Raw genomic sequence first — 26,833 nt, forward strand, 5'->3', positions numbered from 1 at the left:
AAATTAAGCAAAGCTTTTCTTGAAAGCGGCCACGGCGGTGTTCAATTCGGCTTCTGCCTCTTTGTCCAGTGCTTTGGAGCTTTCGATCTTGGCCAGCAATGCAGCGCACGAGTCCTTCAGGTAAGCGTGCAAACCGTGCTCGAAGGCCAGGACTTTCTTGACATCGATGTCGTCCATGTAACCTTTGTTCACCGCAAACAAGCTGGCGCCCATCAGGCTGATCGACAAGGGGCTGTACTGGGCTTGCTTGAGCAACTCGGTCACGCGGGCACCACGGTCGAGCTGCTTGCGTGTGGACTCGTCCAGATCGGAAGCGAACTGCGCGAAAGCAGCCAATTCACGGTACTGGGCCAAGTCGGTACGGATACCGCCAGACTGGCCTTTGATGACCTTGGTCTGAGCCGAGCTACCCACGCGGGACACCGAGATACCGGCGTTGATCGCAGGGCGGATACCGGCGTTGAACAGGCTGGTTTCCAGGAAGATCTGACCGTCGGTGATCGAAATCACGTTGGTGGGCACGAAAGCGGACACGTCACCGGCTTGAGTTTCGATGATGGGCAGAGCCGTCAAGGAACCTGTTTTGCCTTTGACAGCGCCTTTGGTGAAGGCTTCGACGTAGTCGGCGTTCACGCGGGCTGCGCGCTCGAGCAGACGGCTGTGCAAATAGAACACGTCGCCAGGGTAGGCTTCGCGGCCTGGTGGGCGGCGCAGCAGCAGCGACACTTGACGGTAAGCCACGGCTTGCTTGGACAGATCGTCATAAACGATCAGCGCGTCTTCGCCACGGTCACGGAAGTATTCGCCCATGGTGCAGCCAGAGTAGGCCGACACGTACTGCATGGCAGCAGATTCAGAGGCGGAAGCGGCCACAACGATGGTGTACTCCATCGCGCCAGCTTGTTCCAGAGCGCGCACCACGTTCTTGATCGACGAGGCTTTTTGGCCAATCGCGACGTAAACGCAGGTCATGTTCTGACCTTTTTGGTTGATGATGGCGTCGATCGCGACGGCGGTCTTGCCGGTCTGGCGGTCGCCAATGATCAATTCGCGCTGGCCACGGCCCACGGGCACCATGGAGTCAATCGACTTCAGGCCGGTTTGCATCGGCTGGTCCACCGATTTACGTGCGATCACGCCAGGGGCGACTTTTTCGATCACGTCGGTCATCTTGGCGTTGATCGGGCCTTTGCCGTCAATCGGCTGACCCAGGGCGTTCACCACGCGGCCAATCAGCTCAGGGCCGACGGGCACTTCCAGAATGCGGCCGGTGCACTTGACCGTATCGCCTTCGGAGATGTGCTCGTACTCGCCCAAGATCACGGCACCGACCGAGTCACGCTCGAGGTTCAGGGCCAGACCGTAAGTGGCGGCACCTTCTGCAGTGGCCGGGAATTCGAGCATCTCGCCCTGCATCACATCGGACAGGCCGTGCACACGAACGATACCGTCGGTCACGGACACCACGGTGCCCTGGTTGCGGATATCGGCGCTGGCGGACAGCCCTTCAATGCGGCTCTTGATCAGTTCAGAAATTTCTGCGGGATTGAGTTGCATGACTCTTTCCTTCTTTCTTTAAATATGTCCGGTCTCAATCCGCATCAAGCGGTGAGGGCCGATTTCATTTGTTCCAGTCGGGCCTTGACGGAGGTATCGAGCACCTCGTCGCCCACCACCACACGAATGCCACCGATCAGGGAGGCATCGAGCTCGACACTCACGTTGAGCTTGCGCGCAAAGCGTTTTTCGAGCGTGGACGACAAATCAGCCAAAGCCGAAGCGTCGATGGGGAATGCGCTGTAAACCACCGCATCAGCGGTGCCACCTTGCGCATTCATGAGGGCGCGGTACTGCTGTGCAACCACAGGCAACGCACTGAGACGGCGGTTTTCGATCACCAGGCGCAGGAAGTTCTTGCCAGCCTCGGGCAGTGCTGTGCGCACCACACCGGAGATCAGGTCAAACGCCTGCTCATCGGACACTTTGGGGCTGTCGATGAACTGCTGCAGCTGCGCGTTGTCGGCAACAGCAGCGAGTTCATCCAGCCAAGCGGCCGTGCCAGCAAGATCGGATGCCTGCGCCTTGAACAGCGCTTCGGCATAAGGGCGGGCGATGGTAGCAAGTTCTGCCATGGTCTTCTCTGGCTGGAGCTTTTTACAGCTCGGTCTTGAGGCGGCTCAGCAGATCAGCGTGGACACCGGCGTTGACTTCCTTGCGGAGAATCTGCTCGGCGCCTTTGACGGCCAGGGCAGCGACTTGCTCACGCAGAGCTTCGCGGGCCTTGACTGACTGCTGCTCGGCTTCGGCCTTGGCAGCGGCGATGATCTTGTTGCCTTCTTCGGTGGCTCGTGCCTTGGCTTCATCAATGATGCCATTGGCGCGGCGCTCGGCGTCAGCCAGGCGCGAAGCCGTCTCGTTGCGCGATTTGGCCAACTCGGACTCGACACGCGCATTGGCGTTGGCGAGTTCGGACTTGGCTTTGTCTGCAGCAGCGAGGCCGTCAGCGATTTTCTGTGCCCGTTCATCGAGCGCTTTTGTGATCGGGGGCCACACGAATTTCATCGTGAACCACACCAGAATCGCAAAAACGATCATCTGAATGAACAGAGTAGCGTTAATGTTCACGGTTCAGTCCTTCTTCTGTTGGAAGAGGTACGTGGATTACTTCAGAACGAAGGGGTTGGCGAAGGCGAACAGCAAAGCGATGGCCACACCGATCAGGAACGCAGCGTCGATCAGACCCGCCAAGATGAACATCTTGGTTTGGAGTTCGTTCATCAGTTCAGGTTGACGAGCCGAAGACTCGAGGAATTTGCCGCCCATCAAAGCGATACCGATGGAAGCGCCGATAGCACCCAGACCAACGATCAAACCACATGCCAATGCCACCAGGCCGAGAATGTTTTCCATGAGAAGCTCCTAAAAGTTAGTGGAAAAAAGAAACAGGAAACGAGAGAAAAAGTGTCATCAATGTGCGTCGTGCGCTTGACCCGTGTAGATCAGCGTCAACATCATAAAGATGAAGGCTTGCAAGGTGATGACCAGGATGTGGAACAAAGTCCACACGGTACCGGCGATGACATGGCCAATGGCCAAACCAACACCTGTTGCCGACAATGCCCAGCCGCCACCCATGAGGGCAATCAACATGAACACCAACTCACCCGCAAACATGTTGCCAAACAGTCGCATGCCGTGCGAAACCGTCTTGGCCAAATATTCAATCATCTGCATCAGGAAGTTAATCGGATACAGAGCCCAATGGTCGCCGAAGGGGGCAGCAATCAGTTCATGCGCCCAGCCGCCCAGACCTTTGATCTTGATGTTGTAGACCAGGCAGATGAACAGCACCGAGCAAGACAAGCCCAGTGTGGTGGACAAGTCGGCCGTGGGCACTACGCGCATGTAGTCCTTGAAACCCATGGCCGGGCCAGCAGCGTGCCATGCAGCAGGAATCAGATCCACAGGCAACATGTCCATCGCGTTCATCAGGAAGATCCAGACGAACACAGTCAATGCCAAAGGAGAGATGAGTTTGCGGCTCTTGGCGTTGTGGATCACGCCCTTGGCCTGGTTCTCGACCATTTCAGACAGGATCTCAACGGCAGCCTGAAAGCGGCCGGGGACGCCCGAGGTCGCTTTGCGGGCAGCAGCCCACAACACGATGCAACCGATCACGCCCAGAATCAGGGAAAAGAAAACCGAATCGAGGTTGAACAGACTGAAGTCAACGATGTTGGTTTGCTTGACGCCTTCAAATGAGAAATTCATTTGCAGGTGTTGCAAGTGATGCTGGATGTACTCTCCAGCCGTTGGGGCGTGTGCGCCAGCGTTTTCAGCAGCCATAAATCACCAATCAGTTCAAAAAATAGTCGGTTTCGATTTGCGTTGCATCCAGCCCAGCGCCATGGCCAGCCAATACACCTTCATCGTCACCACAAAGCCGGCCACCAAGGCAAACCAGCTCAGGTCTGAAATCACTTTGGGCGCCACCAGAAGCAGCGCCACGGTCAAGACAATCTTGACCAACTCCCAAACAAACAAACCCACCAAGGCAGAGCCCGGTTGGGTTCGCCGCATTTGCCGGCTCAAAGCCCTGACAAACACCACGGCGGGAATCACCACCGCCACCGAACCCCAAGCCGCCGAAGCTGCCAGATGCCACTGGCCGCTGACCAGCCCCGTGAGCAGCGCCAGCACGGCACCAACCCCCACCTGTAACAGCAACACACGCCAAGGCGATGCCTGTGGGTTGTTTTGCCGCCAGGCCTGCGCCTCTTCGGCGCTCAGGGGCTTGAAATCGGGTTCGGAACCTTCATCTGCAGCATCTGTCGTGTCACTGGGCATACCCGTTTTCAGGGATGAGGCGATTTTGGTCATCTCAAATTACACCGGGGTTACGTACACGGCGAACACCGCAAAGCCTCTGATTATACGTAGAAACCCGTGCGCGCCCACTTTTTTTGATCCAGATCCAATTGCCCCACGCCCAACACGGCCAAGACCAACAGCGACAATCGTCCGGCAAGCCCACGGGGCCTGCGCTTTTCACGCTGTAGATCGGTGGATGTATGTACGAATGGTTTAAATTTTTTCATCTGGCCGCCGCCATCGTTTGGCTTGGCGGGATGGCCCTGGTCATTCTGGCGATGCGCCCCGTGGTGATCGCCCAAATGGCCCCGCCTGAGCGCCTGACTTTGATGTCCAGCGTGTTGAAGCGGTTTTTTGCCATGGTCTGGGGCTCGGTAGCCCTGATTCTGGCCACCGGTTTCTGGATGCTGTCGACGGCCGACATGGCCCTCGCCCCCAAGGGCTGGCATGCCATGTCAGGCTTGGGCCTCCTGATGTGCCTGATTTTTGCGCACATCTGGTTCGCCCCATTTCGCCGCCTGAAAGCGGCCGTGGCCGCATCCGACTGGCCTGCGGCAGGCCATGCCCTGGGCCAAATTCACCCCTTGGTCATGACCAATTTCGCATTGGGCTGGCTGGCGGTGTTGGCCGTCGTCGTCTGGCGTTAAGCTTGCAAGCCCAACGGAACATCTCATGAGCGCCTCCATCACCCCACCCAAGGGCATTGACCCACGCAAAGACACCTTGATCGAATACCCCTCGGTTTTTCCGATCAAGGTCATGGGCGCCATGGTCGACGGCTTTGCCGAGGCCATGTGCCAGGTCGCCCTGCAATTCGACCCCGGCTTTGACGCCAGCACCATCGAGCTGCGGCCCAGCAAAGGCGGCAACTACCTGGGCGTGACGCTCAGCATCACGGCCACCAGCCGCGAGCAACTCGACGACCTGTACCGGGCCCTGACCTCGCACCCGATGGTCAAAATCGTGCTTTGAGCATGGACATCCGGTTGCTCGGACGGGTGGACTACCTGCCCACCTACGGGGCCATGCAGGCCTTCACGGCTGCTCGAACGCCCGAGACACCCGACGCGCTGTGGCTGTGCGAACACCCGCCCGTGTTCACTCAAGGGCTGGCGGGCCAGGCCTCGCACCTCTTGATGCCGGGCGACATTCCGGTGGTCCAGACCAACCGGGGCGGACAGGTCACCTACCACGGGCCCGGTCAGGTCATGGCCTACCCCTTGGTCAACCTGCAGCGCGCCGGTTACTACGTCAAGGAATACGTTTTCAAGCTCGAAGAAGCCGTCATCCGAACCCTGGCCCACTTCGGCGTCACAGGCCACCGGGTGGCGGGTGCACCTGGCATTTATGTGCGTCTGGACGACCCCTTCAGCCATGCGGCGCTGGTGGGGCCGGCACCCGCCGATAACCCCTTCAAAGGCCTGGGCAAGATCAGCGCCTTGGGCATCAAGGTGAGCCGCCATTGCACCTACCACGGTGCCGCACTCAATGTGGCGATGGACCTGGAGCCCTTTGACCGCATCAACCCCTGTGGTTATGCCGGATTGAAAACCGTGGACCTTTCTACAATCGGTGTAGAAACCACCTGGAACGAAGCCGCCCAAGTGCTGGCCCAGCAACTGGCCGCCCGTTTATGAACCCCCGGCTACCGCCCCCTTGGACGGCAGCGACCGAAAGAACACCATGAGCAACACCCCCACCGAACGCCAAGTGGTCCGCGAAGCCCAAAGCGTTGAAAACTACGACCCGATGGCCAAGCAAAAAGCCGCGGCCAAACTCTCACGCATACCGGTCAAGGTGGAAGCGGGCGAAGTGCTGAAAAAACCCGAATGGATCCGCGTGAAAGCGGGCTCACCCACCACCCGTTTTTACGAAATCAAGGACGTGCTGCGTGCCAACAAGCTGGTGACTGTGTGCGAAGAAGCCAGCTGCCCCAACATCGGCGAATGTTTTGGCAAGGGCACGGCCACCTTCATGATCATGGGCGACAAGTGCACACGCCGCTGCCCATTTTGCGACGTCGGCCATGGCCGCCCCGACCCGCTGGATGTGAACGAGCCCGACAACCTGGCCAAGACCATCGCGCAGCTCAAGCTCCAATACGTGGTCATCACCAGCGTGGACCGCGACGACCTGCGCGACGGCGGTGCCGGCCACTTTGTGGAATGCATTCGCAAGACCCGCGAACTCTCACCCACCACCCAGATCGAAGTGCTGGTACCCGACTTCCGGGGCCGCGACGACCGCGCCCTGGAGATCCTGAAAGCCGCGCCACCCGATGTGATGAACCACAACCTGGAAACCGTGCCGCGCCTGTACAAGGAAGCACGGCCCGGCTCGGATTACCAGTTCTCGCTGAACCTGCTGAAAAAGTTCAAGGCACTGTTCCCTCATGTCCCCACCAAGAGCGGCCTGATGGTGGGCCTGGGTGAAACCGACGAAGAGATTCTGGACGTCATGCGCGACATGCGCGCCCACAACATCGAGATGCTCACCATTGGCCAATACCTGGCCCCCAGCAACAGCCACCTGCCGGTGCGCCGCTACGTGCACCCCGACACCTTCAAGATGTTCGAGGCCAAGGCCTACGAAATGGGTTTCTCGCACGCGGCGGTGGGTGCCATGGTCAGATCCAGTTACCACGCCGATCAGCAGGCCCATTCGGCGCACCTGAGTCTGTCCGAGAAATCCTGATCCAAGCCATCACCCCCAGGTTTTCATTCAAGGCCGTCATGACCGATTCCACCCCAGAAAACACCCCCTACACCCCGCCCAAAATCTGGACCTGGAACAAGGCCAACGGTGGGCGTTTTGCGAACATCAACCGCCCCATTGCAGGCCCCACGCACGAGCAGGAACTGCCACGCGGCAAGCACCCCCTGCAGCTGTACTCGCTGGGCACGCCCAACGGCGTCAAGGTCACGGTCATGCTCGAAGAGTTGTTGGCCCTGGGGCATGCGGGCGCCGAATACGATGCCTGGTTGATCCGCATTCAGGAAGGCCAGCAATTCAGCAGCGGCTTCGTGGGCGTGAACCCGAACTCCAAGATCCCGGCTCTGCTCGATTGCAGCGGTGAAAAACCGATCCGGGTGTTCGAGTCAGGGTCCATCCTGTTGTACCTGGCGGAGAAATTTGGCGCCTTGGTGCCCACCGATCCGGCCCAACGTGCCGAATGCCTGTCCTGGCTGTTCTGGCAAATGGGCAGCGCCCCCTATCTGGGTGGAGGATTTGGCCACTTTTATGCCTATGCGCCCGTGAAAATCGAATACGCCATCGACCGCTTTGCGATGGAGGTCAAGCGAGAAATGGATGTGTTGAACCGGCGTTTGGCCGAGAGCCGCTTCATCGCAGGCGACGACTACACCATCGCCGACATCGCCATCTGGCCCTGGTATGGCGGCATGGCCAAGGGCACCATGTACGAGGCGGGCGAGTTCCTGCAGGTGCACGAGTACGAACACGTCATCCGCTGGGCTGACGAGTTGGCGCAACGCCCTGCGGTGCAACGTGGGCGCATGGTCAACCGGGTCATCGGGGCTCCTGAGAGCCAGTTGCACGAACGCCATGACGCCAGCGATTTCGACACACGCACCCAGGACAAGATCGCCCCAGCCGGAGCCTGAATTCACCGGGCCTGGCGGCCCGGTCTCTCATCCGGTCATTTTTTCGCGCCAAAGGCCCTGCAAAGCAGCCCACCAGTCTCGGGCGAATCGAGCGCTGTCAAACAAGGGCGATTGCGCCGCCTGTGAACGCAGCGTGCCGCGCAAACGCTGCAGCTTTTCGCACACGTCTTTCCCACCCTGCCCCCAAGCCACGGCCTGCTGCACATAGTCGGCTTCGCTGTGCGTCACCCAGTCGGCCAACCCCACGTTTTCCAGCATGGCCTGGCCTTGCCGCCCCAGCATGCCGGGCAGCGCCAGCGTGAGGGTCGGCACGCCCATCCACAGCGCTTCGGCGGTGGTGGTGCCACCGGGGTAAGGGAAAGTGTCGAGCAAGATGTCGACCGTGCTGTAAGCCGCGAAATACAGCTCACGGCTGACCGAGCCCAGCAGCTCCACGCGGCCCGCGTCGATGCCCGCCGCCTGCAAGCGCCCCGCGAAACGTGCGCGTTGCCCTTCGTCATTCAACTGCGGCGCTTGCAGCCGCAGGCGAGACTGCGGGCAAGCATTCAGAATCTGCGCCCACGCGGCCAGCACGCCCGCATTGATCTTGGGCAGGGTCTGAAAACAGCCGAAGGTGATGAAGCCGTTTTGCAGCACGGGCGGCACTTCGGGCGGCTCGGTCACCACGGGCGGGCTCATGCACAAACGCGTGTGGGGCAGGCGCAGCACCTTCTCCACATAGAGCGACTCCTCGCCCATGGGCACACAGACTGGATCGGCCAGGATGGCGTCCATTTGCTGCAAACCGGTGGTGGCGAAATAACCCAGCCAGCTGACCTGCACCGGAGCGGGTTTGGCCGCAAACACCGGCAGGCGGTTGCCCGCCGTCCGGCCTGACAGATCCACCAAAATATCGATCTCGTCGCTGCGGATCTGGGCGTCCAGCCGGGCGTCATTCCACAAATCAACGGTGTGCCAGGCAGCGAAGACGGGCCGAATGTCCTGCGTGAGTTCGTCGGCCAGCGCTTGGTTGGCATAGGCCAGCAGCGTCAGTTCACCAGACGCCACGGCGGTGGATGCCAGCGCCAGCAGCACATCGCGCAAGAAGTAGCCCACCGGGTGCTTGCGCAAGTCGGCCGACACGAGGCCCACGCGCAAAGGTTTTTTGTCTGCCGCCCGGCGCGGCCACGCGGGGCGCGCCGGGTTCAATTCGCCCACACGCCAGATCAGGGCTTGCTGGGCTGCTTCATCGGGTGGGTAACGGTAATGCTGCACAAAAATCAGATTGGCCAGCGAGTCGGCATGGCGGGGATCCACATCGAGTGCGGCCTGATATGCCTGACTGGCAGCTTCAAAATCGAACGTGTCTTGCAGCATCTTGGCGATGTTGAACCGAGCCTGCACGTTGTCGGGTTCGATGGCCAAGGTGCGCTGGTAGGCGGCGCGGGCTTCTGCCAATTGGCCCAATGACTGGTAAGTCAGGCCCAAATTGAGCTGTGAATTGGCATGGCCGGGGCGGTGCTGAACCGCTTGTTTCAAAAAGCCCAGCGCTTGTTCGTGGCGATTGAGTTTTTGCAGCGCCAGTCCCAAATTGGACAAGGCCTCCACATGCGCGGGCTGGCGCTTCAGGATGGCTTGGTACAGCGATACCGCCAGCTCCAGCCGGTGCGTGCGGGCGGCCAGCGTGGCCTTGAGGTTGAGCGCCGCCACTTCATGCACAGCATGCAAGCCCGGCATGGCCAACAAAGCATCGGTCTGCGCCTCGGCCTGATCCCATTCAGCCCGGTGGTAAAAATTCACGGCGGCGTCATACAAGGCCTGCGCTTGCGCCACAGTGGGGGCGGCACGAACTGGCTGGGGTACAGCTTGCCCCAGCATTTTGGCCAGCATCCCCGAGGGCTGTGCAGTTCGGCCTTTGGCCGGTGGTTTTTTCATGGGGTCACAAGGCCAGATGCCGGCAGGGGTGTATTTGAGGAGCGTTTATTTTAGTTCTCACAACTCGCTCTGCCGGACCCTCGCAATGAACAAGGCCTGGGGTGGCCTGACGCGCGTCCTCAGCGCGGCATCAGGCTGGCGGGATCGTCCGAAGCCAATACTTGCGCAGCCCACAGCGCCAGCTTGGCGGTGTCTGAGCGCAGCACTTGGTGCTTGACCGAGAGGATTTGCGACGGGTGCATCGAAAAACTGCGCAAACCCAGACCCAGCAGCAAGCGGGTCATGGCCACATCGCCCGCCATTTCGCCACACACCGACACGCCCTTGCCCTGCCGATCGCACTCGGCAATGGTGTCGGCAATCAGGCCCAGCACGGCGGGGTGCAGCGGGTCGTACAAATGCGCCACCGACTCATCGGCACGGTCAATCGCCAAGGTGTACTGGATCAGGTCGTTGGTGCCGATCGACAAGAAGTCAAAGTACTTGAGGAACAGGCGCACAGACAAGGCAGCCGCCGGGATCTCGATCATGGCCCCCAGGCGCACCGGACCATAGGCCACGCCACGGCGATCCAGCTCCTGGCGGGCCTGGTCGATCAAGGCCATGGTTTGGCGAATCTCGCTGCCGTGGGCCAGCATGGGGATGAGCAGATTGACTTTGCCATGGGCGGCCGCACGCAAAATGGCCCGCAGCTGTGTCAAAAACATGGCGGGGTCGGCCAGACTCCACCGGATGGCCCGCAAGCCCAAGGCAGGGTTCAGGTGCGCCGCATCGTGGCGCGCTTCATCCAGGGGTTTGTCCGCCCCGACATCGACCGAGCGGATGGTGACCGGCAAGCCATTCATGCCATCCACCGCACGACGGTAAGCCTCGTATTGCTCGTCCTCACCCGGCAAATCGCCCTGGCGACCCATGAACAAAAATTCGCTGCGGAACAAACCGACGCCCACCGCCCCGGCCGTGATGGCCGCGCCCGTGTCCTCCGGCATCTCGATGTTGGCCAGCAATTCGATTTTCTGGCCGTCCAGCGTGATCGCCGGGGTGTGGCGCAAACGGGCCAAACGTTCCCGCTCCAGATCACCTTGGCGTTGCTTGAACCCATAGTCGGCCAGGATGATGGGCGACGGATCGACGATGACCACACCCGCATCGCCGTCGATGATGACCCAGTCGTCTTGTTTGATCAGCTGGCTGGCGGTGCGGGCACCCACCACAGCCGGAATGTCCAGACTGCGCGCCACGATGGCCGTGTGCGAGGTTTTGCCGCCCACATCGGTCACAAAGCCGGTGAAGATGCTTTGCTTGAACTGCAGCATGTCGGCAGGCGACAAATCGTGGGCCACCAACACCAAAGGCACATCGGTGTCACCCAGCTGCAGCTCTTGCTGAGGTCTGGCCGGGCGGGCGACCTTGGCCACCAGTGAGCCCGTCCCTTTGAGGCTTTGCAGCAAACGCTCCGCGACCTGCTCCACATCGGCCTTTCGCTCGCGCAGATACGGGTCGTCCATCTCGTCAAACTGGCGCGCAATGATTTCGAGCTGGCTGGTCAGCGCCCATTCCGCGTTGTACAGGCGGTCCTTGATCCAGTGCGCCACGCTGGCATTGAGCTCGTCGTCCATCAGCAGCATCAGGTGCACGTCAAGCAAGGCGGCCAACTCGTGTGGCGCGTCCTTGGGCATGTCGCGTTGCAAGCGCTGCAGCTCGTCGATCACGGCATCGCGTGCAGAACGCATGCGCTCGATCTCGGCTGGCACCTGTTCGGCCTGAATGAAGTAGTGCGCCACATCGACGCGGCTGGAGGCCACCAGCACAGCACGGCCAATGGCAATGCCCCGGGCCACTGCCAAACCATGAATGCTGAAAGTCATCGCAGGCGCTCCATGGGCTTTTGGGGCAGCAACAACACCTTCACTCGCCTTCGCCGAATTTATCGGCGATCAGCGCCAGCAACGCATCGAGCGCCTCCTGCTCGCGCTCACCCGAGGTTTCCAGCAGCACTTCGCTGCCCAGCCCGGCGGCCAGCATCATCACGCCCATGATGCTTTTGGCATTGATGCGGCGCTCGCCCTTGCTCATCCAGACATCGCATGGAAAGCTGCCAGCCAACTTGGTCAGCTTGGCCGAGGCCCGGGCGTGCAAACCCAGTTTATTGCTGATGGTCGTGGTGGCTTGGGGCATGTCTCTTTCCTGTTTGATTTTGGGGAGCGGTGCTGCCCACGGGCATCACGCCTTGCGTGCCGCCAGCCTGTGCGCGGGTGGCCAAGGCCTCCAGGCTTTCGTGGCGGTAGCAGACGCTGCGCAGCAGCATGGGCAAATTGGCACCCGCCACCAGCCGCGTGTGCAGGCCGTCGTTGAGTTGTTGGGCCACGTTGCAAGGGGTCGCGCCAAAAACATCGCTGAGTAAAAGCACTTCGGACGTGTTCAGGGCGCCAATGGCCTCACGTGCCTTGACCAGACTGGCTTCTGGCGCATCATTGGGCAACACATCGATCGCCAGAACCCCGGCGGCACAGTCCGGAAAAACGTGCAAGGCACAGTCGCGCAAGGCGCTGGCCAATGGGGCGTGAGCAATGATGAGGATGCCGATCATGAGGTTTTGATTATCAGGGCTGAACCGGCTTTTTCAGCAAGAAGTACAACCAGGAAAGCACGGAGCAAATGCCAAAGCTGGCCAGCGCGGCCTGGTAGGCGGCAGGCTTGGTCAAGCCGATGCCCAGGCCTGCGTCGACCAGCAAGCCGATGCCCCACTGGACCACGAAGATCCCGGCAAACACCACCAGGTTGTAGGCCGACAGCGCGCGACCGGCCAGATGTGACGGAAAGGCCATGCCCACGGCTGGCTGGGCCAGTGCCACAAAAGTGCTGGTCACGCACAGCAAGGCCACCCCCACGGCAGCACCGTCGCCCACGGCGGGTCCCATCCAGACCAAGGCACCAATCACCAAAAAGCTCAAGGGAACGCCCCAGGCAATCAGGCGCTCGACCGGGATGCCCTTGCGCGCCAGCCCCGGTGTGATCAAGCCCCACAGCCAAAAACTCACGAGCATGGCCAGGTTGATGAGGAACAAACCCTGAGCCGCTTCGCCAGCAGTCCATCCGGCCACTTGGGTCATCCAGGGGCCCGCCCACAAGGTTTGGATGGCCACCATGCCGCCGTAGGTGAAAAAGCCGATCGGCGTCATGCGCCAAAAATAAGCACTGCGCCAGATTTCGCGGTAACTGCCATCGTCCTCAGATGTCGACTGTGGCGTGCTGGCCTTGGGAGTCGCCTTTTGCCAAACCGGCACCACCAAGGCAATCAAGAGCATGGCGATGGCGATCATCACGCCCAGCATGACAAACAGGGCACGCCAGCCCCAAATGGGCATGAGCCACTGCACTGGCAAGGTGGCGGCCAGCATGCCCAAAGAGCCGGTCATCAGCATCCAGGAGTTGGTGCGCAGTTGGGTGCTGGCATCAAACCAGCGCCGGTAGCCGGTCAGGGGCGCCATCAGGCAAGCGCTCACGCCCATGCCACACAACACCCGCGCAGCCAGCAGGCCATGAAAGCTGCCCGCCCAGGCAAAAGCCAGGCAACCCAGCACCGCGAACATCAAAAAGGCCAGGATGACTTTTTTGGGGCCGTGTTGGTCCAGCCAGCGCCCCAAGGGCAGCTGCGTCAGCGAAAAGCCCAAAAAGTACCCCCCCGCCAGCAAGCCCAGGTCCTGCGCACTCAGGTTGAATTCGCTGGTCAAGGTGGGCGACAAAGTGGCCGTGATGGCCCGCACCAGGGCAGAGAAAAAATAGGCCAGCGCAAAGGCCAGAAACACCACCACCGCCATGCGGCGTGGCAAGTGGTCGGGGTGCGCCAACGTGTTGGTGGTCATGGTGGCAGCGCTCATGGCTTGACTCCATCAAACAAGGTGTTGGCCAGCTCTGCTGCGATGTTGCGGTCATACACCACGGCATGAAGCAATCGCACCCGATCACCTTCGGCCACGGCACCCCACACGGCGTCCATCTTCACCGGCTCGCCATTGGCCCGCTGACCCGTCGCTTGGACACGCACAGAGGTCGCCAAGGGCAACTGGCCGGGCCGCAACCAGGCCTGCTGCTGCCCGGCCGCCAAGGGCTGGGACACGCGGGCATTGTCCAGGGTGGCTTTTTGCCAGGCGGCCATCACCGCGCTGGCATCGGTGCCGGCCGGCAAGGAAGCCGTCATGACGGCGACCATGGCACTGCCGCTTTCGCAGCCCACCACGTGCAAGTCCACAGGCACACCGCCCAGGGGCACGCTGCGGGTGGTGCGGTCGGGTTTACAGGGCAGCTGGGCCTTCAGGCTGGTGCCCTCCAAAGTGATGTCACGCCAGTTCTGGTCGGGGCTGCAAGCACTCAAAGTCAGGGCACACACCAGGCTGGCTGTCAAGGCCGGAGAAAAGATTCGCATGGGGTGATTATCCTGATCAGCGGCCGCATTGGGTTTTGGCGACAATGTGCCGCATGAATTCACTCGACGGCATCCGCGTTCTCGACCTCTCCCGCGTACTGGCGGGCCCCTGGTGTACCCAGACCTTGGCCGATCTGGGGGCCGATGTGATCAAGATCGAGCGCCCCGGTACGGGCGACGACACCCGTACCTGGGGGCCTCCCTTTTTGAAAGATGCCCAGGGCCAGGACACCGCTGAGGCCGCCTACTATCTTGGCGCCAACCGCAACAAGCGATCGGTGACGTGTGACATCGCTCAACCCGAAGGCCAGGCGCTGATCCGCGAACTGGTTCGGCACTGCGACGTGTTTGTAGAGAATTTCAAGGTCGGCGACATGGCCCGCTACGGGCTGGACTATGCCAGCCTGAGTGCGCTGAACCCCAAGCTGGTCTATTGCAGCGTGACGGGCTTTGGACAGACCGGGCCTTACCGCGAGCGAGCAGGCTACGACTATGCGGTGCAAGGCATCGGCGGCTTGATGAGTGTGACCGGCGAGCGTGACGACCTGGGCGGTGGCCCGCAAAAAGTGGGCGTGGCCGTGGCCGATCTGTTCACCGGCATGTACGCCACGGTGGCGATCCTGGCGGCATTGCGCCACGCCGAGCGCACGGGTGAAGGCCAGCATGTCGACATGGCCTTGCTCGACACGCAGGTCGCCATGCTGGCCAATTTGGGCTCCAATTACCTGGTCAGCGGCAAAACGCCGGGACGCGCCGGCAACGCGCACCAGAACATCGTGCCCTACCAGGTGTTTGAAGTCATGGCCCCACCCGGTGCAGCGCCTGGCAGCCGCGACCACCTGATCCTGGCGGTGGGCAACGATGGGCAGTTTGCCAAGTTCTGCGCCGTGGCTGGCTGCCCCGAGCTGGCGCAGGACCCGCGCTATGCCCTGAACGCCGATAGGGTTCGCCACCGCGCCACCTTGGTGCCCCTCTTGGAGGGCATCCTCAAAACCCGAACCAAGGCCGACTGGCTGGCGGCACTCGAAGCCGCCAAAGTGCCTTGCGGGGCGATCAACACCCTGAGCGAGGTCTTTGTGGACCCGCAAGTCGCGGCTCGCGGCATGGTGCAGTCATGGCAACACCCGGTCAAACCCGACCTGAAGCTGGTGGCCAGCCCGATCAAGATGAGCCGCACCCCCGTGCGCCGGGACTTGCCACCGCCCATGCTGGGCCAGCACACGGCCGAAGTCCTGACCGAAGTGCTGGGCTGGTCCGCCGAACAACTGGGTCCGCTGCGCGGCAAAGGGGTGATCTGATGGCCAACTTTTTGCTGGTGCACGGCGCTTGGCACGGGGCTTGGTGCTGGCAACGTGTCTTGCCAGGTCTGTACCAAGCCGGCCACCGTGCCCATGCCGTCACCCTGACCGGGGTGGGCGAGCGCGCTCACCTGCTCCACCCAGGCATCGATCTGGAAACCCACATCACCGACGTGATGGCCGCCATGGACGCCGAAGAAATGAACGAGGTGGTGTTGGTGGTGCACTCGTACGCAGGCATGCTGGGCACGGCGGTGGCCGACCGCAGGCCCGAGCGCCTGCGCCACCTCGTGTATCTGGACGCCGTGCTGCCCAAACCGGGCGAAAGCTGGAGCAGCACGCACGCCAGCGCCACCCGCAATGCCCGCATCGCCGCATCACAAGCCGACCCCTTGCACGCATTTCCTGCGCCAGACCCTTCGGTTTTTGGCTTGAGCGATGCCGACCACGCCTGGGTGCAAAGGCGTCAAACCCCGCACCCGGGTGGCCCTTACACCCAGGTGCTCGACTTTGACCCACAGCGTGTGGCTCAAGTGCCGCGCACCTTCATCAACTGCACCGCCCCGCCTTTGGGCACCATCGATGTCAGCCGCCTGCGCATGGTGGACCCCAAATTCTGGGACGGCGCCTGGTTGCCGGGCTCACAAGTGCTGGAGATGCACACCGGTCATGACCCCATGGTCAGTGACCCCCAAGGTTTGCTCAAGCTCTTGCAGACCCTCGTTTGACAAGCTCGCAAGCCCTGAAGGCCGGTCCTGATGTGACCGATCAGCGCAGGGCACCGAAGACTTTGGTCAAGATGGCGCTGCCGGCCTGCGCAGGGTTTTGTCGGATTTTCTTTTCCTCTTCGCCGATCATGAAGTACAGACCATCGAGGGTTTTGGCCGTGACGTGCGTCTCCAATTTGGCTTTGTCCTTGTCCAACAGCCCCATGCCGGTGAGTTTGACGGCCACCGCATTGAACTGATTCACCACCCCGAGTTTTTCCAACGATTGCTTGACCGTGGGCATGAACTCCACGGTCAATGGTTCACGCGTCTTGCTGGCAAAAAACTGCGTCACCGAATCGTCTCCACCTTGCAAGATGCTTTTGGCGTCTTGCACACTCATGGTCTCGATGGCTTGCGTCAGCCATTTTTGGGCTTTAGGCACAGCGGCTTCTGCGGCGCGGTTCATTTGCAAATTCAGCTCATCCAGCTGCTGGCCCATGCCCAAAGACTTGAGCAGCTTGCCCGCTTTGTTAACCGCATCTGGCAATGCGATGCGCACTTTGTCGTTGCCCCAAAAGCCATCATGTGCACCCAGCAGCTGTACAGCCACTTCGCCACCTTTTTGCAACGCCTGTTTCAGCCCTCTGGACGCATCGGCCGATGTGAGCGCAGCCAAACCCTGCGCCTGTACGGGCACAATGACCAAGGCGCCTGCGGACATGGCAAACGTATTAAACTTTCTTCGATGAAGATGCATATGAAAACTCCCTGGAATCTGCAGCCTGTGAGCCGTCGTGTATTGAATGCGCTTGCCACACTTGGACTTTTGTTGTCCCTGTGGGGGTGTGCAGGTGAACGCGCACCCCAATCTTCCTTTGTTTTGCTCGATGGCAGCACCCTCAGCACCCAACAATTGCAAGGAAAAGTATCTCTGGTCAATTTCTGGGCCACCAGCTGCACCACCTGTGTGGCCGAGATGCCAGAACTTGTAGCCACTTACAACAAGTACAAGGACCGGGGCTACGTCACTTTGGCCGTGGCCATGAGCTACGACCCGCCCAGCTACGTGGTCAATTTCGCCCAATCGCGTCAGCTGCCCTTCCAGGTCGCCATTGACAACACCGGTGCGGTGGCCCGCGAATGGGGCGACGTCAAGCTCACGCCCACCACTTTCCTCGTCAACAAGCGGGGGGAGATCGTCAAACGGTTTGTGGGCACCCCCGACTTTGCCGAACTGCACAAGCTGATCGACAAGTTACTGGCCGAATCCTGAACAAGCAGGACCGCTGGCCCGCTGCTGAGCGCTTCTTCAGTCTTTTCGGAAGTTGTCGTGACAGGCTTTGCACGATGCAGCCGCAGGGCCAAAAGCCGCTTTGAGGGCATCGATGTTGCCTGACTTGGCTGCCACATTCAATTTGCCGATTTCGGCCTGCATCTTGTCTGCCGCGTCTTTGTACTTCGCGGCCTCTTTCCAGATTTCCGGTTTGGCGCGCGTATCGCCTTTGTCCGTGCCTTCGCCAAACGCGGCCCATGGCAATTTGGACAGCGTCAGCACCACATCCGCATTTTCAGCGGCCATTTTGGCGTCATAGGGCGCGCGTCCGTTGGCCATTGCACCCAAACGGCCAAAGTGGGCAGCCATCACCGTGAAGCTGGCTTTGCGATACTTGACCGCATCCTCCGGCTTGGCAAACTGCGCGTGGGCAGGTAAGGTCGCGGCCACGGCCATGGCGACACCGAACAGACTGGACATTGTTTTCATGCTCGACTCCAAAAGGGGTGATGGACAACTCCAGGCTGTTGTCCCGGATGCATGGCAGTCTCGCACGTTTTTGTTTCACCAGCATCCATGAAAGTCCTTATGGTCCGCATCCGCATTTGGGATTTGCCCACCCGTCTTTTTCACTGGGGCCTCACCGCCTGTGTGTTGGGCTTGGTCATCACGGGCAATGTGGGTGGTCAGGCCATGATTTGGCATTTTCGGTTGGGTTATGCCGTGCTCGGTCTTTTGTTGTTCCGAATCCTCTGGGGCTTCTTGGGGGGGCATTGGTCGCGCTGGACACAATTTCCCCTGCAACCTGCAGGCGTTTGGGCTTATGTCCAAGGACGTCATCCGAGCCGCCACTTTGCAGGCCACAACCCTTTGGGTTCGTGGTCGGTGTTGGCTTTGCTCCTGGTGCTGGCCCTGCAGGGGAGCACCGGTCTCATCAGTGATGATGAAATCGCCAACATGGGGCCCTTGTCCTCGCTGGTGACTGCATCCTGGGTCAGTTGGGCCACGAGTTGGCACAAAGGCTGGGGCAAAACCATTTTGATCTTTCTTGTGGTTCTGCATTTACTGGCCCTGGCTTGGTACACATGGCGCAAGCGGCAAGCATTGGTCTCGGCGATGTGGCATGGCGACAAAGCCTTGCCTCATGAGACAACCGCCACTCGCGACAACGGTCCGTCCCGAGCCATGGCCTTGCTGCTGTTGGCCATATCGGTCTTGGCGGTTTTCGGGCTGGTCTCTTTAGGCGCTTGACTTCGCCCTTTTGCGCTGCGGCTACACTGTTGTCTTCTTTTTTTCTGGTCTGCCTTGTTCATGTCGACCATTCAATTGTTGCAACCGGCCAGCGTCGCTGACTGGGAAGCGACCCGTGTCATCTTTCAGGAATATGCAGCGAGCCTGAAAGTGGACCTGTGTTTCCAGGGCTTTGAGGACGAGCTGAAAGCTTTGCCCGGCGACTATGCCGAGCCTCGCGGTGCGCTCTTATTGGCCTGGGTTGACGGTGCTTTGGCCGGGTGTTGTGCCTTGCGTCCGCTGGATGGCTCCGATTACAGCAATGCGGCAGAAATGAAACGCCTGTATGTGCGCCCCCCCTTCAGGGGTTTGGGACTCGGTCGGCAATTGACGGAGGGTATCCTCGATGCGGCGCGCAAATCGGGTTACAGCTGCGTCTTGCTTGACACCCTCGATGACATGGAGTCGGCGCGGGCCTTGTACGAAGACCTGGGCTTTGTCGAAATTCCGCCCTACTATCACAACCCATACGCTGGCGCGCACTACCTCAAGGTCGACATCGACTGAGCCCAGCGACTCGCCACAAAAAAGGGACCTGCGGTCCCTTTTTTGTCATGCTGCGGTGGTTCAAGCTTTGGCTTGGGCCAGCAAGGTGGCCGCGTCACTGACTTCAAATTTGCCAGGACCTTCCACGTTCAAGGTGACGACTTTGCCGTCTTTCACGAGCATCGAGTAGCGGTTGCTGCGCAAACCCATGCCACGCGCTGTCAGGTCAAGGGTCAGACCCGTGGCCTTGCTGAACTCTGCACTGCCGTCGCCCAGCATGCGCACTTTGTTGCCGGTTTTCTGATCGCGCGCCCAGGCGCCCATGACGAATGCGTCATTGACGCTCACGCACCAGATTTCGTCCACGCCAGCGGCCTTCAGGGCATCGTGGTTTTCCACATAACCCGGCACATGTTTGGCCGAGCAGGTGGGCGTGAAAGCGCCTGGCAATGCAAACAAGGCGATGGTTTTGCCCGCAGTGGCTTTGGCCACATCCACAGGGTTGGGGCCAATGCTGCAACCATTGCCTTCCACTTCGACGTATTCCATCAGCGTGGCCGCTGGCAAGGTGTCTCCGACTTTGATCATGTTGTGCTCCTTATTTTTGATGTGGCGATATTGCCGGGGTAAAAAAAAACGACCCACCATTGTGGGTCGTTTTTTGAAAGTTTGCAGAAGTCGGGCTTTTGGGCTCAGACCGATGCAGCTTTCTGAACCAGGCGCGTAGCCACCCAGTTTTTGGTCTTCGAAATCGGACGGCTTTCCGTGATTTCGATGGTGTCGCCCAGGTGGTATTGACCTGTCTCGTCGTGCGCGTGGTACTTGCTCGACTTGGCCACGATCTTGCCGTAGAGGGCGTGTTTCACACGACGCTCGACCAGCACGGTCACGGTCTTGGCGCGCTTGTCGCTGACCACCTTGCCAATCAAGGTGCGCTTGAGGGATGTTTTAGCTTCCGTCATGGTCACTCCTTACTTGGCGGCTTGCTTTTGGGCAAGGATGGTTTTGGCACGGGCGATGGCACGGCGAGTCTGGCTCAGCGTACCGGTGTTGCCGAGTTGTTGCGTGGCTTTTTGCATACGAAGGCCAAAGTGGGCTTTTTGCAGCGCTTTGATCTCGTCCTTGATACCAGCAACGTCTTTTTGGCGCAATTCAGCAGCGTTCATTTCTTGTTTCTCCTGAATTATTGGCCAATCATGCGCGCCACAAACGTGGTGCGCAGGGGCAACTTGGCAGCGGCCAATTTGAAGGCTTCACGGGCCAACTCTTCAGGCACGCCCACGATTTCGTAGAGCACCTTACCGGGTTGGATTTCGGCCACATAGTACTCGGGGTTACCTTTACCGTTACCCATACGCACTTCAGCAGGCTTGGTGGAAATCGGCTTGTCGGGGAACACACGAATCCAGATACGGCCGCCACGCTTGACGTGACGGGAAATCGCACGGCGTGCGGCTTCGATCTGGCGGGCCGTCAGACGGCCACGGTCTGTGGACTTCAGGCCGAAGTCACCGAACGCCACCGTGTTGCCACGGGTAGCGATGCCGGTGTTGCGGCCTTTCTGTTCCTTGCGGAACTTTCTGCGAGCAGGTTGCAGCATGTTGTTACTCCTTATTGACCGTCAGCTGCTGCAGCTGGCGCGGCGACTGTGCGTACGCGCTTAACGGCGGGTTTGGCATCACCACCCGCGCCGGCAGGCTTGTCGCTGCCGTCGGTGGGTGCTGTGTTGGTGCCTGCGGGACGACGTGGGCCACCACGGCGGTCGCCACTTGGGCGCTCACCAGGACGGGCATCACGACGTGGACCACGTGGACGACGCTCTTCTTCGGCACGTGGCTCGGCCAGTGCAGGTGCGTCATTGCGGCCCAGTGTGTCGCCCTTGTAGACCCAGACCTTGACACCGATGATGCCGTAGGTGGTCTTGGCTTCGGACGTGGCGTAATCGATGTCAGCGCGCAGGGTGTGCAATGGCACACGGCCTTCGCGATACCACTCGGTACGCGCAATTTCGATACCGTTCAAACGGCCAGCCGACATGATCTTGATGCCTTGGGCACCCAGACGCATGGCGTTTTGCATGGCACGCTTCATGGCACGGCGGAACATGATCCGCTTTTCGAGCTGTTGGGTAATGCTGTCTGCGATCAGTTGGGCATCGATTTCAGGCTTGCGCACTTCTTCGATGTTGACTGCGACAGGCACGCCCAGACGGGCAGCGAGTTCCTTTTTGAGCAACTCGATGTCTTCGCCTTTCTTGCCGATCACCACGCCTGGACGAGCCGAGAAGATGGTGATGCGGGCGCTCTTGGCAGGACGCTCGATCAGCACGCGGGAAACCGCGGCGTTCTTGAGCTTGGCCTTGAGGTACTCACGCACCTTGATGTCTTCGGCCAGCATGCCGGCGAAGTCTTTGTTGCTCGCGTACCAGCGGCTTGCCCAGTTACGGCTGACAGCCAGGCGGAAACCGGTAGGATGGATTTTCTGTCCCATAGTTCTTCCTGATTAATTGCCGACCGTCACATACACATGGCATGTGGGCTTGCTGATGCGGTTGCCACGGCCTTTGGCGCGGGCGGTGAAACGCTTGAGCGTAGTGCCTTGTTCGACGTAGATGGTTTTCACCTTCAACTCGTCGATGTCGGCGCCGTCGTTGTGTTCAGCGTTGGCGATGGCGGACTCCAGAACCTTCTTGACGATGCCCGCAGCTTTTTTCTGCGTGAAAGTCAGGATGTTCAGAGCTTGATCCACTTTTTTACCGCGAATCAAATCGGCGACCAGGCGGCCTTTATCGACCGACAAACGGACGCCCCGGAGGACTGCACGTGTTTCCATGGTCTTTCCTTATTTCTTCTGGACTTTTTTGTCCGCAGGGTGACCCTTGAAGGTGCGGGTCAGTGCGAATTCGCCCAATTTGTGGCCAACCATCTGGTCGGTCACATACACAGGAACGTGTTGCTTGCCGTTGTGAACGGCGATGGTCAGACCGATGAAATCGGGCAGGACCATGGAGCGACGCGACCATGTCTTGACGGGCTTTTTGTCTTTGGTGGCAACGGCTTTTTCAACCTTGGCCAACAAGTGGTGGTCAACGAATGGACCCTTTTTGAGAGAGCGTGTCATTGTCTAACCCTTACTTCTTGCGACGCGACACGATCATGACCTGTGTGCGCTTGTTGTTACGGGTACGGTAGCCCTTGGTGAGGTTGCCCCACGGGTCTACTGCATGACGGCCTTCGCCGGTACGGCCTTCGCCACCACCGTGCGGGTGATCCACTGGGTTCATGGCCACGCCACGAACGGTTGGGCGGATACCCATCCAGCGTTTGACACCGGCCTTGCCCAATTGGCGCAGGCTGTGCTCTTCGTTGGCGACTTCACCAATGGTTGCACGGCATTCGATGTGGATCTTGCGAACCTCACCGGAGCGCATGCGCACTTGAGCGTAAATGCCTTCGCGAGCCAGCAAAGTGGCCGAAGCACCAGCCGAGCGGGCGATCTGAGCACCAGCACCGGGCTTGAGCTCGATGCAGTGGATGGTCGAACCCACGGGGATGTTGCGGATAGGCAAAGTGTTGCCAGCGCGGATCGGGGCTTCAGCGCCCGACATCAGGGTCGCACCGGCCTCAATGCCACGGGGGGCAATGATGTAACGGCGCTCGCCATCGGCGTAGCACAGCAAAGCAATGTGCGCAGTACGGTTGGGGTCGTACTCGATGCGCTCGACCTTGGCCGGGATCGCATCTTTGTTGCGCTTGAAATCCACCACGCGGTAGTGGTGCTTGTGACCACCGCCTTTGTGGCGTGTGGTGATGTGACCGTTGTTGTTACGGCCAGACTTCTGGTGCTGGGGTTCCAGCAATGGCGCGTAGCCTTCACCTTTGTGCAGGTGGTCACGCGTGACTTTCACCACGCCACGACGGCCTGGGGATGTCGGTTTGATCTTGATGACAGCCATGATTACGCGGCCTCCCCGGACAGGTTCAGCTCTTGACCTGGTTGCAGCGTGACATAAGCCTTGCGAACGTTATCGCGGCGGCCAATGGTCTTGCCAAAACGCTTGGTCTTGCCCTTGGTATTCACCACAGAGACGCCTTTGACCTCGACCTTGAACATCAATTCCACAGCGGCTTTGATTTCAGGCTTGGTAGCGTCCTGCAGCACTTTGAATGTCACAGCGTTGGATTTTTCTGCAACCATGGTGGCCTTTTCGGACACAATGGGCGCAACCAGCACGGACATCAGACGACCTTCGTCAAACTTCACGGCGCTCATGCAAACATCTCCTTGAGTTTGTCCATGGCACCTTTGGTCACGAGGACTTTCTTGAAGTTCACCAAAGACACGGGATCGGCGTAACGGGGCTCAACAATCAGGATGTTGATCAGGTTGCGCGATGCCAGGTACAGGTTTTCGTCGACTTCGTCGGCGATCACCAGCACGTTGTCGAGACTCATGGCCTTGAACTTGGCAGCGAGCTGCTTGGTTTTAGGTGTCTCAACCTTGAAGGAATCCACCACAGCCAGGCGGCCTTCGCGGGCCAGCTGCGAGAAGATCGAAGCCATACCGGCACGGTACATCTTCTTGTTGATCTTCTGGGTGAAGTTTTCGTCGGGCATGTTCGGGAAAATCCGACCACCGCCACGCCACAGAGGCGAGGAAGTCATACCAGCACGAGCGCGACCAGTGCCTTTTTGTTTGAAAGGCTTTTTGGTGGAGTGGTGAACTTGTTCACGGTCCTTTTGGGCGCGGGTGCCTTGACGGGCATTGGCCTGATAAGCCACCACGATCTGGTGAATCAGGGCTTCGTTGTATTCACGACCGAACACAGTCTCGGGCGCATCCACTTTGGAAGCGGCTTGACCTTGGTCGTTCAGGAGTTCGAGCTGCATCAGTTCGCTCCTTTAGCTTTGATGGCGGGACGCACGGTCACGAAACCACCTTTGGAACCGGGAATGGCACCCTTGATCATCAACAGACCACGGGCTTCGTCAACGCGGATGACGGCCAGGTTCTGGGTGGTGCAAGTCACATCACCGAGGTGACCCGACATTTTCTTGCCAGGGAACACACGGCCAGGATCCTGCGCCATCGAAATCGAACCAGGCACATTGTGCGAACGGCTGTTACCGTGCGATGCGCGCTGCGATTTGAAGTTGTGACGCTTGATCGTGCCGGTGAAGCCTTTACCGATGGAAGTGCCTTGCACGTCCACTTTCTGGCCCACAGCAAACACGGCAGCCACGGGCACAGTCGCGCCAGCGGCGTACTGGGCAGCCGTGTCGGCGGTCACGCGGAATTCTTGAATGATTTCACCGGCTTCAACACCGGCTTTGGCCAGGTGACCAGCGATGGGCTTGGTCACGCGCGATGCCTTGCGGGCACCAAATGTCACTTGCAAAGCGACATAGCCATCGTTCTCTTGGGTTTTGACCTGGGATACACGGTTGTTGGACACATCCAGCACTGTGACAGGAACGGAATCCCCATCATCAGTGAACAGACGCATCATGCCCACCTTGCGGCCCAGCAACCCGAGGGAGTTGCTCAGACTCATTGTTTTCTCCAAAACTTTCACCGAGGCCACTTCAATTGGCAGCCCCGTTTGGTGTGTGAAAGACTGTTAATAAATCTCACCCCAAAAGAGGTGAGCCTGAAATTATAGCCCGACTCGCCATTTCTGGCAAATCGGGCCTTGTTTCAAGTTTTTGGATGGCCTGTCGGCCACCCCAAACCGCATTACTGCAGCTTGATTTCGACGTCCACGCCAGCAGGCAGGTCGAGCTTCATCAGGGCGTCCACAGTTTTGTCTGTGGGGTCCACGATGTCCATCAAACGCTGGTGGGTGCGGATTTCCAACTGGTCACGGCTGGTCTTGTTGACGTGCGGCGAGCGCAGGATGTCAAAACGCTTCATGCGTGTTGGCAAAGGCACGGGGCCCTTGACAATCGCGCCGGTGCGCTTGGCGGTGTCAACGATCTCGGCAGCGGACTGGTCGATCAGTTTGTAATCAAACGCCTTCAGGCGGATGCGGATTTTTTGCTTGGATGACATGTCAATTCCTTGTGGTGAGTGTTTGCTTGTCGCAGCGCAAGGGCACAGCCCCCGCGCCACCGATCCACAAAAGAATTAAGCGATGATCTTGGCAACCACGCCAGCGCCGACGGTACGGCCACCTTCGCGGATAGCGAAACGCAGACCTTCTTCCATCGCGATGGGGTTGATCAGCTTCACAGTGATCGACACGTTGTCACCTGGCATCACCATCTCTTTGCCTTCTGGCAACTCGATCGCACCGGTCACGTCCGTTGTACGGAAGTAGAACTGGGGACGGTAGTTGTTGAAGAAAGGCGTGTGACGGCCACCTTCGTCTTTGGACAAGACATAGATCTCGCCCGTGAAGTGGGTGTGCGGCTTGATCGAGCCGGGCTTGCACAACACTTGGCCGCGCTCGACGTCTTCGCGCTTGGTGCCGCGCAGCAAGATACCGACGTTGTCGCCAGCTTGACCTTGGTCCAGCAGCTTGCGGAACATCTCCACGCCTGTGCAAGTGGTCTTGACGGTGTCCTTGATACCGACGATTTCGATTTCTTCGCCGACCTTGATGATGCCGCGCTCGATACGGCCAGTCACCACGGTGCCGCGACCGGAGATGGAGAACACGTCTTCCACGGGCATCAGGAATGCGCCGTCTACGGCACGGTCAGGTGTCGGGATGTAAGTGTCCAGAGCCTCGGCCAGCTTCATGATGGCCTGCTCGCCCAGCGGGCCCTTGTCGCCTTCCAGCGCCAGCTTGGCGGAACCTTGAACGATCGGTGTGTCGTCGCCTGGGAAGTCGTACTTGGACAGGAGTTCGCGAACTTCCATCTCGACCAGCTCCAACAGCTCGGCGTCATCCACCATGTCGCACTTGTTCAGGAACACGATGATGTAAGGCACGCCCACCTGGCGGGCCAACAGGATGTGCTCACGGGTCTGGGGCATGGGGCCGTCAGCAGCGGAGCAAACCAAAATAGCGCCGTCCATCTGGGCAGCACCGGTGATCATGTTCTTCACATAGTCAGCGTGGCCTGGGCAGTCCACGTGCGCGTAGTGACGGTTCTCGGTCTCGTACTCGACGTGAGCGGTGTTGATCGTGATACCACGGGCTTTTTCTTCGGGAGCCGCGTCGATCTGGTCGTACGCTTTGGCAGCACCGCCGAACTTGGCAGCCAGCACGGTGGTGATGGCGGCAGTCAGTGTGGTTTTGCCGTGGTCAACGTGACCGATGGTGCCCACGTTCACGTGGGGTTTGGTCCGTTCGAATTTTTCCTTAGCCATTTTTCAATCCTTAAAAAGAGCAATGCCCGTGTGTTGGTTTAATGTTTGCATCAGGTTGCTGGATCACTCCGCACGGGCACAGAGTGGCACTTGATCGCAGACAGTTCTTGAAAAGCGAAAAAGGG

37 protein-coding genes are annotated in these 26,833 nt (G+C 59.7%); 10 read left to right on the forward strand and 27 right to left on the reverse strand.

Annotated features, from left to right (window positions below):
- Positions 1–3: 3 nt before the first annotated feature.
- Genes atpA through ACZ5RT_RS14115 form a run of 6 tightly spaced genes read right to left on the reverse strand, consistent with a single transcriptional unit; the run spans position 4 to position 4,380 of the window.
- Positions 4–1,557: a F0F1 ATP synthase subunit alpha gene (gene atpA / locus ACZ5RT_RS14090; RefSeq protein ID WP_108428183.1), complete on the reverse strand. Its 1,554-nt coding sequence runs from the start codon at positions 1,555–1,557 to the stop codon at positions 4–6.
- Between the two features lie 44 nt (positions 1,558–1,601).
- On the reverse strand, positions 1,602–2,132 hold the full coding sequence (locus ACZ5RT_RS14095) for a F0F1 ATP synthase subunit delta (protein WP_422169561.1): 531 nt from the start codon (positions 2,130–2,132) through the stop codon (positions 1,602–1,604).
- A 22-nt stretch (positions 2,133–2,154) separates the two neighbouring features.
- Positions 2,155–2,625, reverse strand: coding sequence for a F0F1 ATP synthase subunit B (locus ACZ5RT_RS14100; protein WP_108428181.1), 471 nt, complete (start codon positions 2,623–2,625; stop codon positions 2,155–2,157).
- A gap of 36 nt (positions 2,626–2,661) precedes the next feature.
- Positions 2,662–2,910: a F0F1 ATP synthase subunit C gene (atpE, locus tag ACZ5RT_RS14105; RefSeq protein WP_019429175.1), complete on the reverse strand. Its 249-nt coding sequence runs from the start codon at positions 2,908–2,910 to the stop codon at positions 2,662–2,664.
- Positions 2,911–2,967: 57 nt separating this feature from the next.
- A complete protein-coding gene (gene atpB, locus ACZ5RT_RS14110; RefSeq protein ID WP_108428180.1) occupies positions 2,968–3,846 on the reverse strand; it encodes a F0F1 ATP synthase subunit A in 879 nt (292 codons plus the stop codon).
- Positions 3,847–3,861: 15 nt separating this feature from the next.
- Entirely contained in the window at positions 3,862–4,380 is a 519-nt protein-coding gene (locus ACZ5RT_RS14115; protein ID WP_291927758.1) for an ATP synthase subunit I, read from the reverse strand.
- A gap of 191 nt (positions 4,381–4,571) precedes the next feature.
- On the opposite strand from ACZ5RT_RS14115, the gene ACZ5RT_RS14120 reads away from it, so the two are divergent.
- Genes ACZ5RT_RS14120 through yghU form a run of 5 tightly spaced genes read left to right on the forward strand, consistent with a single transcriptional unit; the run spans position 4,572 to position 7,994 of the window.
- Positions 4,572–5,018: a CopD family protein gene (locus ACZ5RT_RS14120; protein ID WP_464452893.1), complete on the forward strand. Its 447-nt coding sequence runs from the start codon at positions 4,572–4,574 to the stop codon at positions 5,016–5,018.
- A 25-nt stretch (positions 5,019–5,043) separates the two neighbouring features.
- Positions 5,044–5,343: a DUF493 family protein gene (locus ACZ5RT_RS14125; RefSeq protein WP_291927763.1), complete on the forward strand. Its 300-nt coding sequence runs from the start codon at positions 5,044–5,046 to the stop codon at positions 5,341–5,343.
- 2 nt (positions 5,344–5,345) lie between these two features.
- Positions 5,346–6,008, forward strand: coding sequence for a lipoyl(octanoyl) transferase LipB (gene lipB / locus ACZ5RT_RS14130; protein WP_464452894.1), 663 nt, complete (start codon positions 5,346–5,348; stop codon positions 6,006–6,008).
- Positions 6,009–6,054: 46 nt separating this feature from the next.
- Positions 6,055–7,065, forward strand: a complete 1,011-nt coding sequence (gene lipA / locus ACZ5RT_RS14135) for a lipoyl synthase (RefSeq protein ID WP_464452895.1) — start codon at positions 6,055–6,057, stop codon at positions 7,063–7,065.
- Between the two features lie 38 nt (positions 7,066–7,103).
- Entirely contained in the window at positions 7,104–7,994 is an 891-nt protein-coding gene (gene yghU, locus ACZ5RT_RS14140) for a glutathione-dependent disulfide-bond oxidoreductase (RefSeq protein WP_291926794.1), read from the forward strand.
- Between the two features lie 27 nt (positions 7,995–8,021).
- On the opposite strand, the gene ACZ5RT_RS14145 is transcribed toward yghU, so the two are convergent.
- The 6 genes from ACZ5RT_RS14145 to ACZ5RT_RS14170 form a co-directional block, all read right to left on the reverse strand.
- Positions 8,022–9,908 (reverse strand): O-linked N-acetylglucosamine transferase, SPINDLY family protein, encoded by a 1,887-nt coding sequence (locus ACZ5RT_RS14145; protein WP_464452896.1) that lies wholly within the window; start codon positions 9,906–9,908, stop codon positions 8,022–8,024.
- A gap of 119 nt (positions 9,909–10,027) precedes the next feature.
- Entirely contained in the window at positions 10,028–11,776 is a 1,749-nt protein-coding gene (ptsP, locus tag ACZ5RT_RS14150) for a phosphoenolpyruvate--protein phosphotransferase (RefSeq protein WP_291926790.1), read from the reverse strand.
- Positions 11,777–11,816: 40 nt separating this feature from the next.
- Positions 11,817–12,086, reverse strand: coding sequence for an HPr family phosphocarrier protein (locus ACZ5RT_RS14155; protein ID WP_291926788.1), 270 nt, complete (start codon positions 12,084–12,086; stop codon positions 11,817–11,819).
- Entirely contained in the window at positions 12,055–12,498 is a 444-nt protein-coding gene (locus tag ACZ5RT_RS14160) for a PTS sugar transporter subunit IIA (RefSeq protein ID WP_108428173.1), read from the reverse strand. The genes ACZ5RT_RS14155 and ACZ5RT_RS14160 overlap by 32 nt, the downstream gene beginning before the upstream one ends.
- Positions 12,499–12,511: 13 nt before the next feature.
- Positions 12,512–13,789 carry an MFS transporter gene (locus ACZ5RT_RS14165; RefSeq protein ID WP_422169555.1) on the reverse strand — a complete coding sequence of 426 codons (1,278 nt, stop codon included), beginning with the start codon at positions 13,787–13,789 and terminating at the stop codon, positions 12,512–12,514.
- Positions 13,786–14,334, reverse strand: a complete 549-nt coding sequence (locus ACZ5RT_RS14170) for a hypothetical protein (RefSeq protein ID WP_422169554.1) — start codon at positions 14,332–14,334, stop codon at positions 13,786–13,788. The genes ACZ5RT_RS14165 and ACZ5RT_RS14170 overlap by 4 nt, the downstream gene beginning before the upstream one ends.
- 53 nt (positions 14,335–14,387) lie before the next feature.
- On the opposite strand from ACZ5RT_RS14170, the gene ACZ5RT_RS14175 reads away from it, so the two are divergent.
- The gene (locus ACZ5RT_RS14175; RefSeq protein ID WP_464452897.1) at positions 14,388–15,632 is read left to right on the forward strand and encodes a CaiB/BaiF CoA transferase family protein; all 1,245 of its coding nucleotides are present in this window, start codon (positions 14,388–14,390) and stop codon (positions 15,630–15,632) included.
- On the forward strand, positions 15,632–16,360 hold the full coding sequence (locus ACZ5RT_RS14180) for an alpha/beta fold hydrolase (RefSeq protein ID WP_464452898.1): 729 nt from the start codon (positions 15,632–15,634) through the stop codon (positions 16,358–16,360). The genes ACZ5RT_RS14175 and ACZ5RT_RS14180 overlap by 1 nt, the downstream gene beginning before the upstream one ends.
- Positions 16,361–16,400: 40 nt before the next feature.
- Here the strand turns inward: ACZ5RT_RS14180 and ACZ5RT_RS14185 are convergent, their stop codons facing one another.
- A complete protein-coding gene (locus tag ACZ5RT_RS14185) occupies positions 16,401–17,063 on the reverse strand; it encodes a DUF4197 domain-containing protein (protein ID WP_108428169.1) in 663 nt (220 codons plus the stop codon).
- A gap of 36 nt (positions 17,064–17,099) precedes the next feature.
- Between ACZ5RT_RS14185 and ACZ5RT_RS14190 the strand changes: the two genes are divergently transcribed.
- Entirely contained in the window at positions 17,100–17,615 is a 516-nt protein-coding gene (locus ACZ5RT_RS14190; protein WP_464452899.1) for a TlpA disulfide reductase family protein, read from the forward strand.
- Between the two features lie 36 nt (positions 17,616–17,651).
- Here ACZ5RT_RS14190 and ACZ5RT_RS14195 read toward each other — a convergent pair whose 3' ends face one another.
- Positions 17,652–18,104, reverse strand: a complete 453-nt coding sequence (locus ACZ5RT_RS14195; protein ID WP_291926777.1) for a c-type cytochrome — start codon at positions 18,102–18,104, stop codon at positions 17,652–17,654.
- A gap of 87 nt (positions 18,105–18,191) precedes the next feature.
- Between ACZ5RT_RS14195 and ACZ5RT_RS14200 the strand changes: the two genes are divergently transcribed.
- Together ACZ5RT_RS14200 and ACZ5RT_RS14205 are read left to right on the forward strand one after the other, a co-directional pair.
- Positions 18,192–18,866, forward strand: a complete 675-nt coding sequence (locus ACZ5RT_RS14200) for a cytochrome b/b6 domain-containing protein (RefSeq protein ID WP_464452900.1) — start codon at positions 18,192–18,194, stop codon at positions 18,864–18,866.
- 60 nt (positions 18,867–18,926) lie between these two features.
- Positions 18,927–19,412, forward strand: a complete 486-nt coding sequence (locus ACZ5RT_RS14205) for a GNAT family N-acetyltransferase (protein WP_422169549.1) — start codon at positions 18,927–18,929, stop codon at positions 19,410–19,412.
- A 60-nt stretch (positions 19,413–19,472) separates the two neighbouring features.
- On the opposite strand, the gene ACZ5RT_RS14210 is transcribed toward ACZ5RT_RS14205, so the two are convergent.
- The 13 genes from ACZ5RT_RS14210 to tuf all read right to left on the reverse strand — a co-directional run bounded on the left by ACZ5RT_RS14210 (position 19,473) and on the right by tuf (position 26,708).
- Positions 19,473–19,979 (reverse strand): peroxiredoxin, encoded by a 507-nt coding sequence (locus tag ACZ5RT_RS14210; RefSeq protein ID WP_291926771.1) that lies wholly within the window; start codon positions 19,977–19,979, stop codon positions 19,473–19,475.
- A gap of 104 nt (positions 19,980–20,083) precedes the next feature.
- Entirely contained in the window at positions 20,084–20,353 is a 270-nt protein-coding gene (gene rpsQ / locus ACZ5RT_RS14215; protein WP_108428165.1) for a 30S ribosomal protein S17, read from the reverse strand.
- A 9-nt stretch (positions 20,354–20,362) separates the two neighbouring features.
- Positions 20,363–20,557, reverse strand: a complete 195-nt coding sequence (gene rpmC, locus ACZ5RT_RS14220; RefSeq protein WP_108428164.1) for a 50S ribosomal protein L29 — start codon at positions 20,555–20,557, stop codon at positions 20,363–20,365.
- A gap of 17 nt (positions 20,558–20,574) precedes the next feature.
- On the reverse strand, positions 20,575–20,991 hold the full coding sequence (rplP, locus tag ACZ5RT_RS14225; RefSeq protein WP_108428163.1) for a 50S ribosomal protein L16: 417 nt from the start codon (positions 20,989–20,991) through the stop codon (positions 20,575–20,577).
- A gap of 11 nt (positions 20,992–21,002) precedes the next feature.
- Entirely contained in the window at positions 21,003–21,881 is an 879-nt protein-coding gene (rpsC, locus tag ACZ5RT_RS14230) for a 30S ribosomal protein S3 (protein ID WP_108428162.1), read from the reverse strand.
- A 12-nt stretch (positions 21,882–21,893) separates the two neighbouring features.
- Complete coding sequence (gene rplV, locus ACZ5RT_RS14235; RefSeq protein WP_019426902.1) at positions 21,894–22,223, reverse strand: 50S ribosomal protein L22; 330 nt, start codon at positions 22,221–22,223, stop codon at positions 21,894–21,896.
- A gap of 9 nt (positions 22,224–22,232) precedes the next feature.
- The gene (rpsS, locus tag ACZ5RT_RS14240) at positions 22,233–22,511 is read right to left on the reverse strand and encodes a 30S ribosomal protein S19 (RefSeq protein ID WP_007847809.1); all 279 of its coding nucleotides are present in this window, start codon (positions 22,509–22,511) and stop codon (positions 22,233–22,235) included.
- Between the two features lie 10 nt (positions 22,512–22,521).
- Positions 22,522–23,346, reverse strand: coding sequence for a 50S ribosomal protein L2 (gene rplB / locus ACZ5RT_RS14245; protein ID WP_019426904.1), 825 nt, complete (start codon positions 23,344–23,346; stop codon positions 22,522–22,524).
- 2 nt (positions 23,347–23,348) lie between these two features.
- On the reverse strand, positions 23,349–23,663 hold the full coding sequence (gene rplW, locus ACZ5RT_RS14250) for a 50S ribosomal protein L23 (RefSeq protein ID WP_053172819.1): 315 nt from the start codon (positions 23,661–23,663) through the stop codon (positions 23,349–23,351).
- Positions 23,660–24,280: a 50S ribosomal protein L4 gene (gene rplD, locus ACZ5RT_RS14255; RefSeq protein WP_019426906.1), complete on the reverse strand. Its 621-nt coding sequence runs from the start codon at positions 24,278–24,280 to the stop codon at positions 23,660–23,662. The genes rplW and rplD overlap by 4 nt, the downstream gene beginning before the upstream one ends.
- Positions 24,280–24,945, reverse strand: coding sequence for a 50S ribosomal protein L3 (rplC, locus tag ACZ5RT_RS14260; protein ID WP_108428161.1), 666 nt, complete (start codon positions 24,943–24,945; stop codon positions 24,280–24,282). Before rplC ends, rplD begins: the two co-directional genes overlap by 1 nt.
- A 182-nt stretch (positions 24,946–25,127) precedes the next feature.
- On the reverse strand, positions 25,128–25,442 hold the full coding sequence (gene rpsJ / locus ACZ5RT_RS14265; protein ID WP_019426908.1) for a 30S ribosomal protein S10: 315 nt from the start codon (positions 25,440–25,442) through the stop codon (positions 25,128–25,130).
- A gap of 75 nt (positions 25,443–25,517) precedes the next feature.
- Positions 25,518–26,708: an elongation factor Tu gene (gene tuf, locus ACZ5RT_RS14270; RefSeq protein WP_291928994.1), complete on the reverse strand. Its 1,191-nt coding sequence runs from the start codon at positions 26,706–26,708 to the stop codon at positions 25,518–25,520.
- Positions 26,709–26,833: the final 125 nt, after the last annotated feature.

Source organism: Limnohabitans sp. TEGF003 (assembly GCF_055395455.1).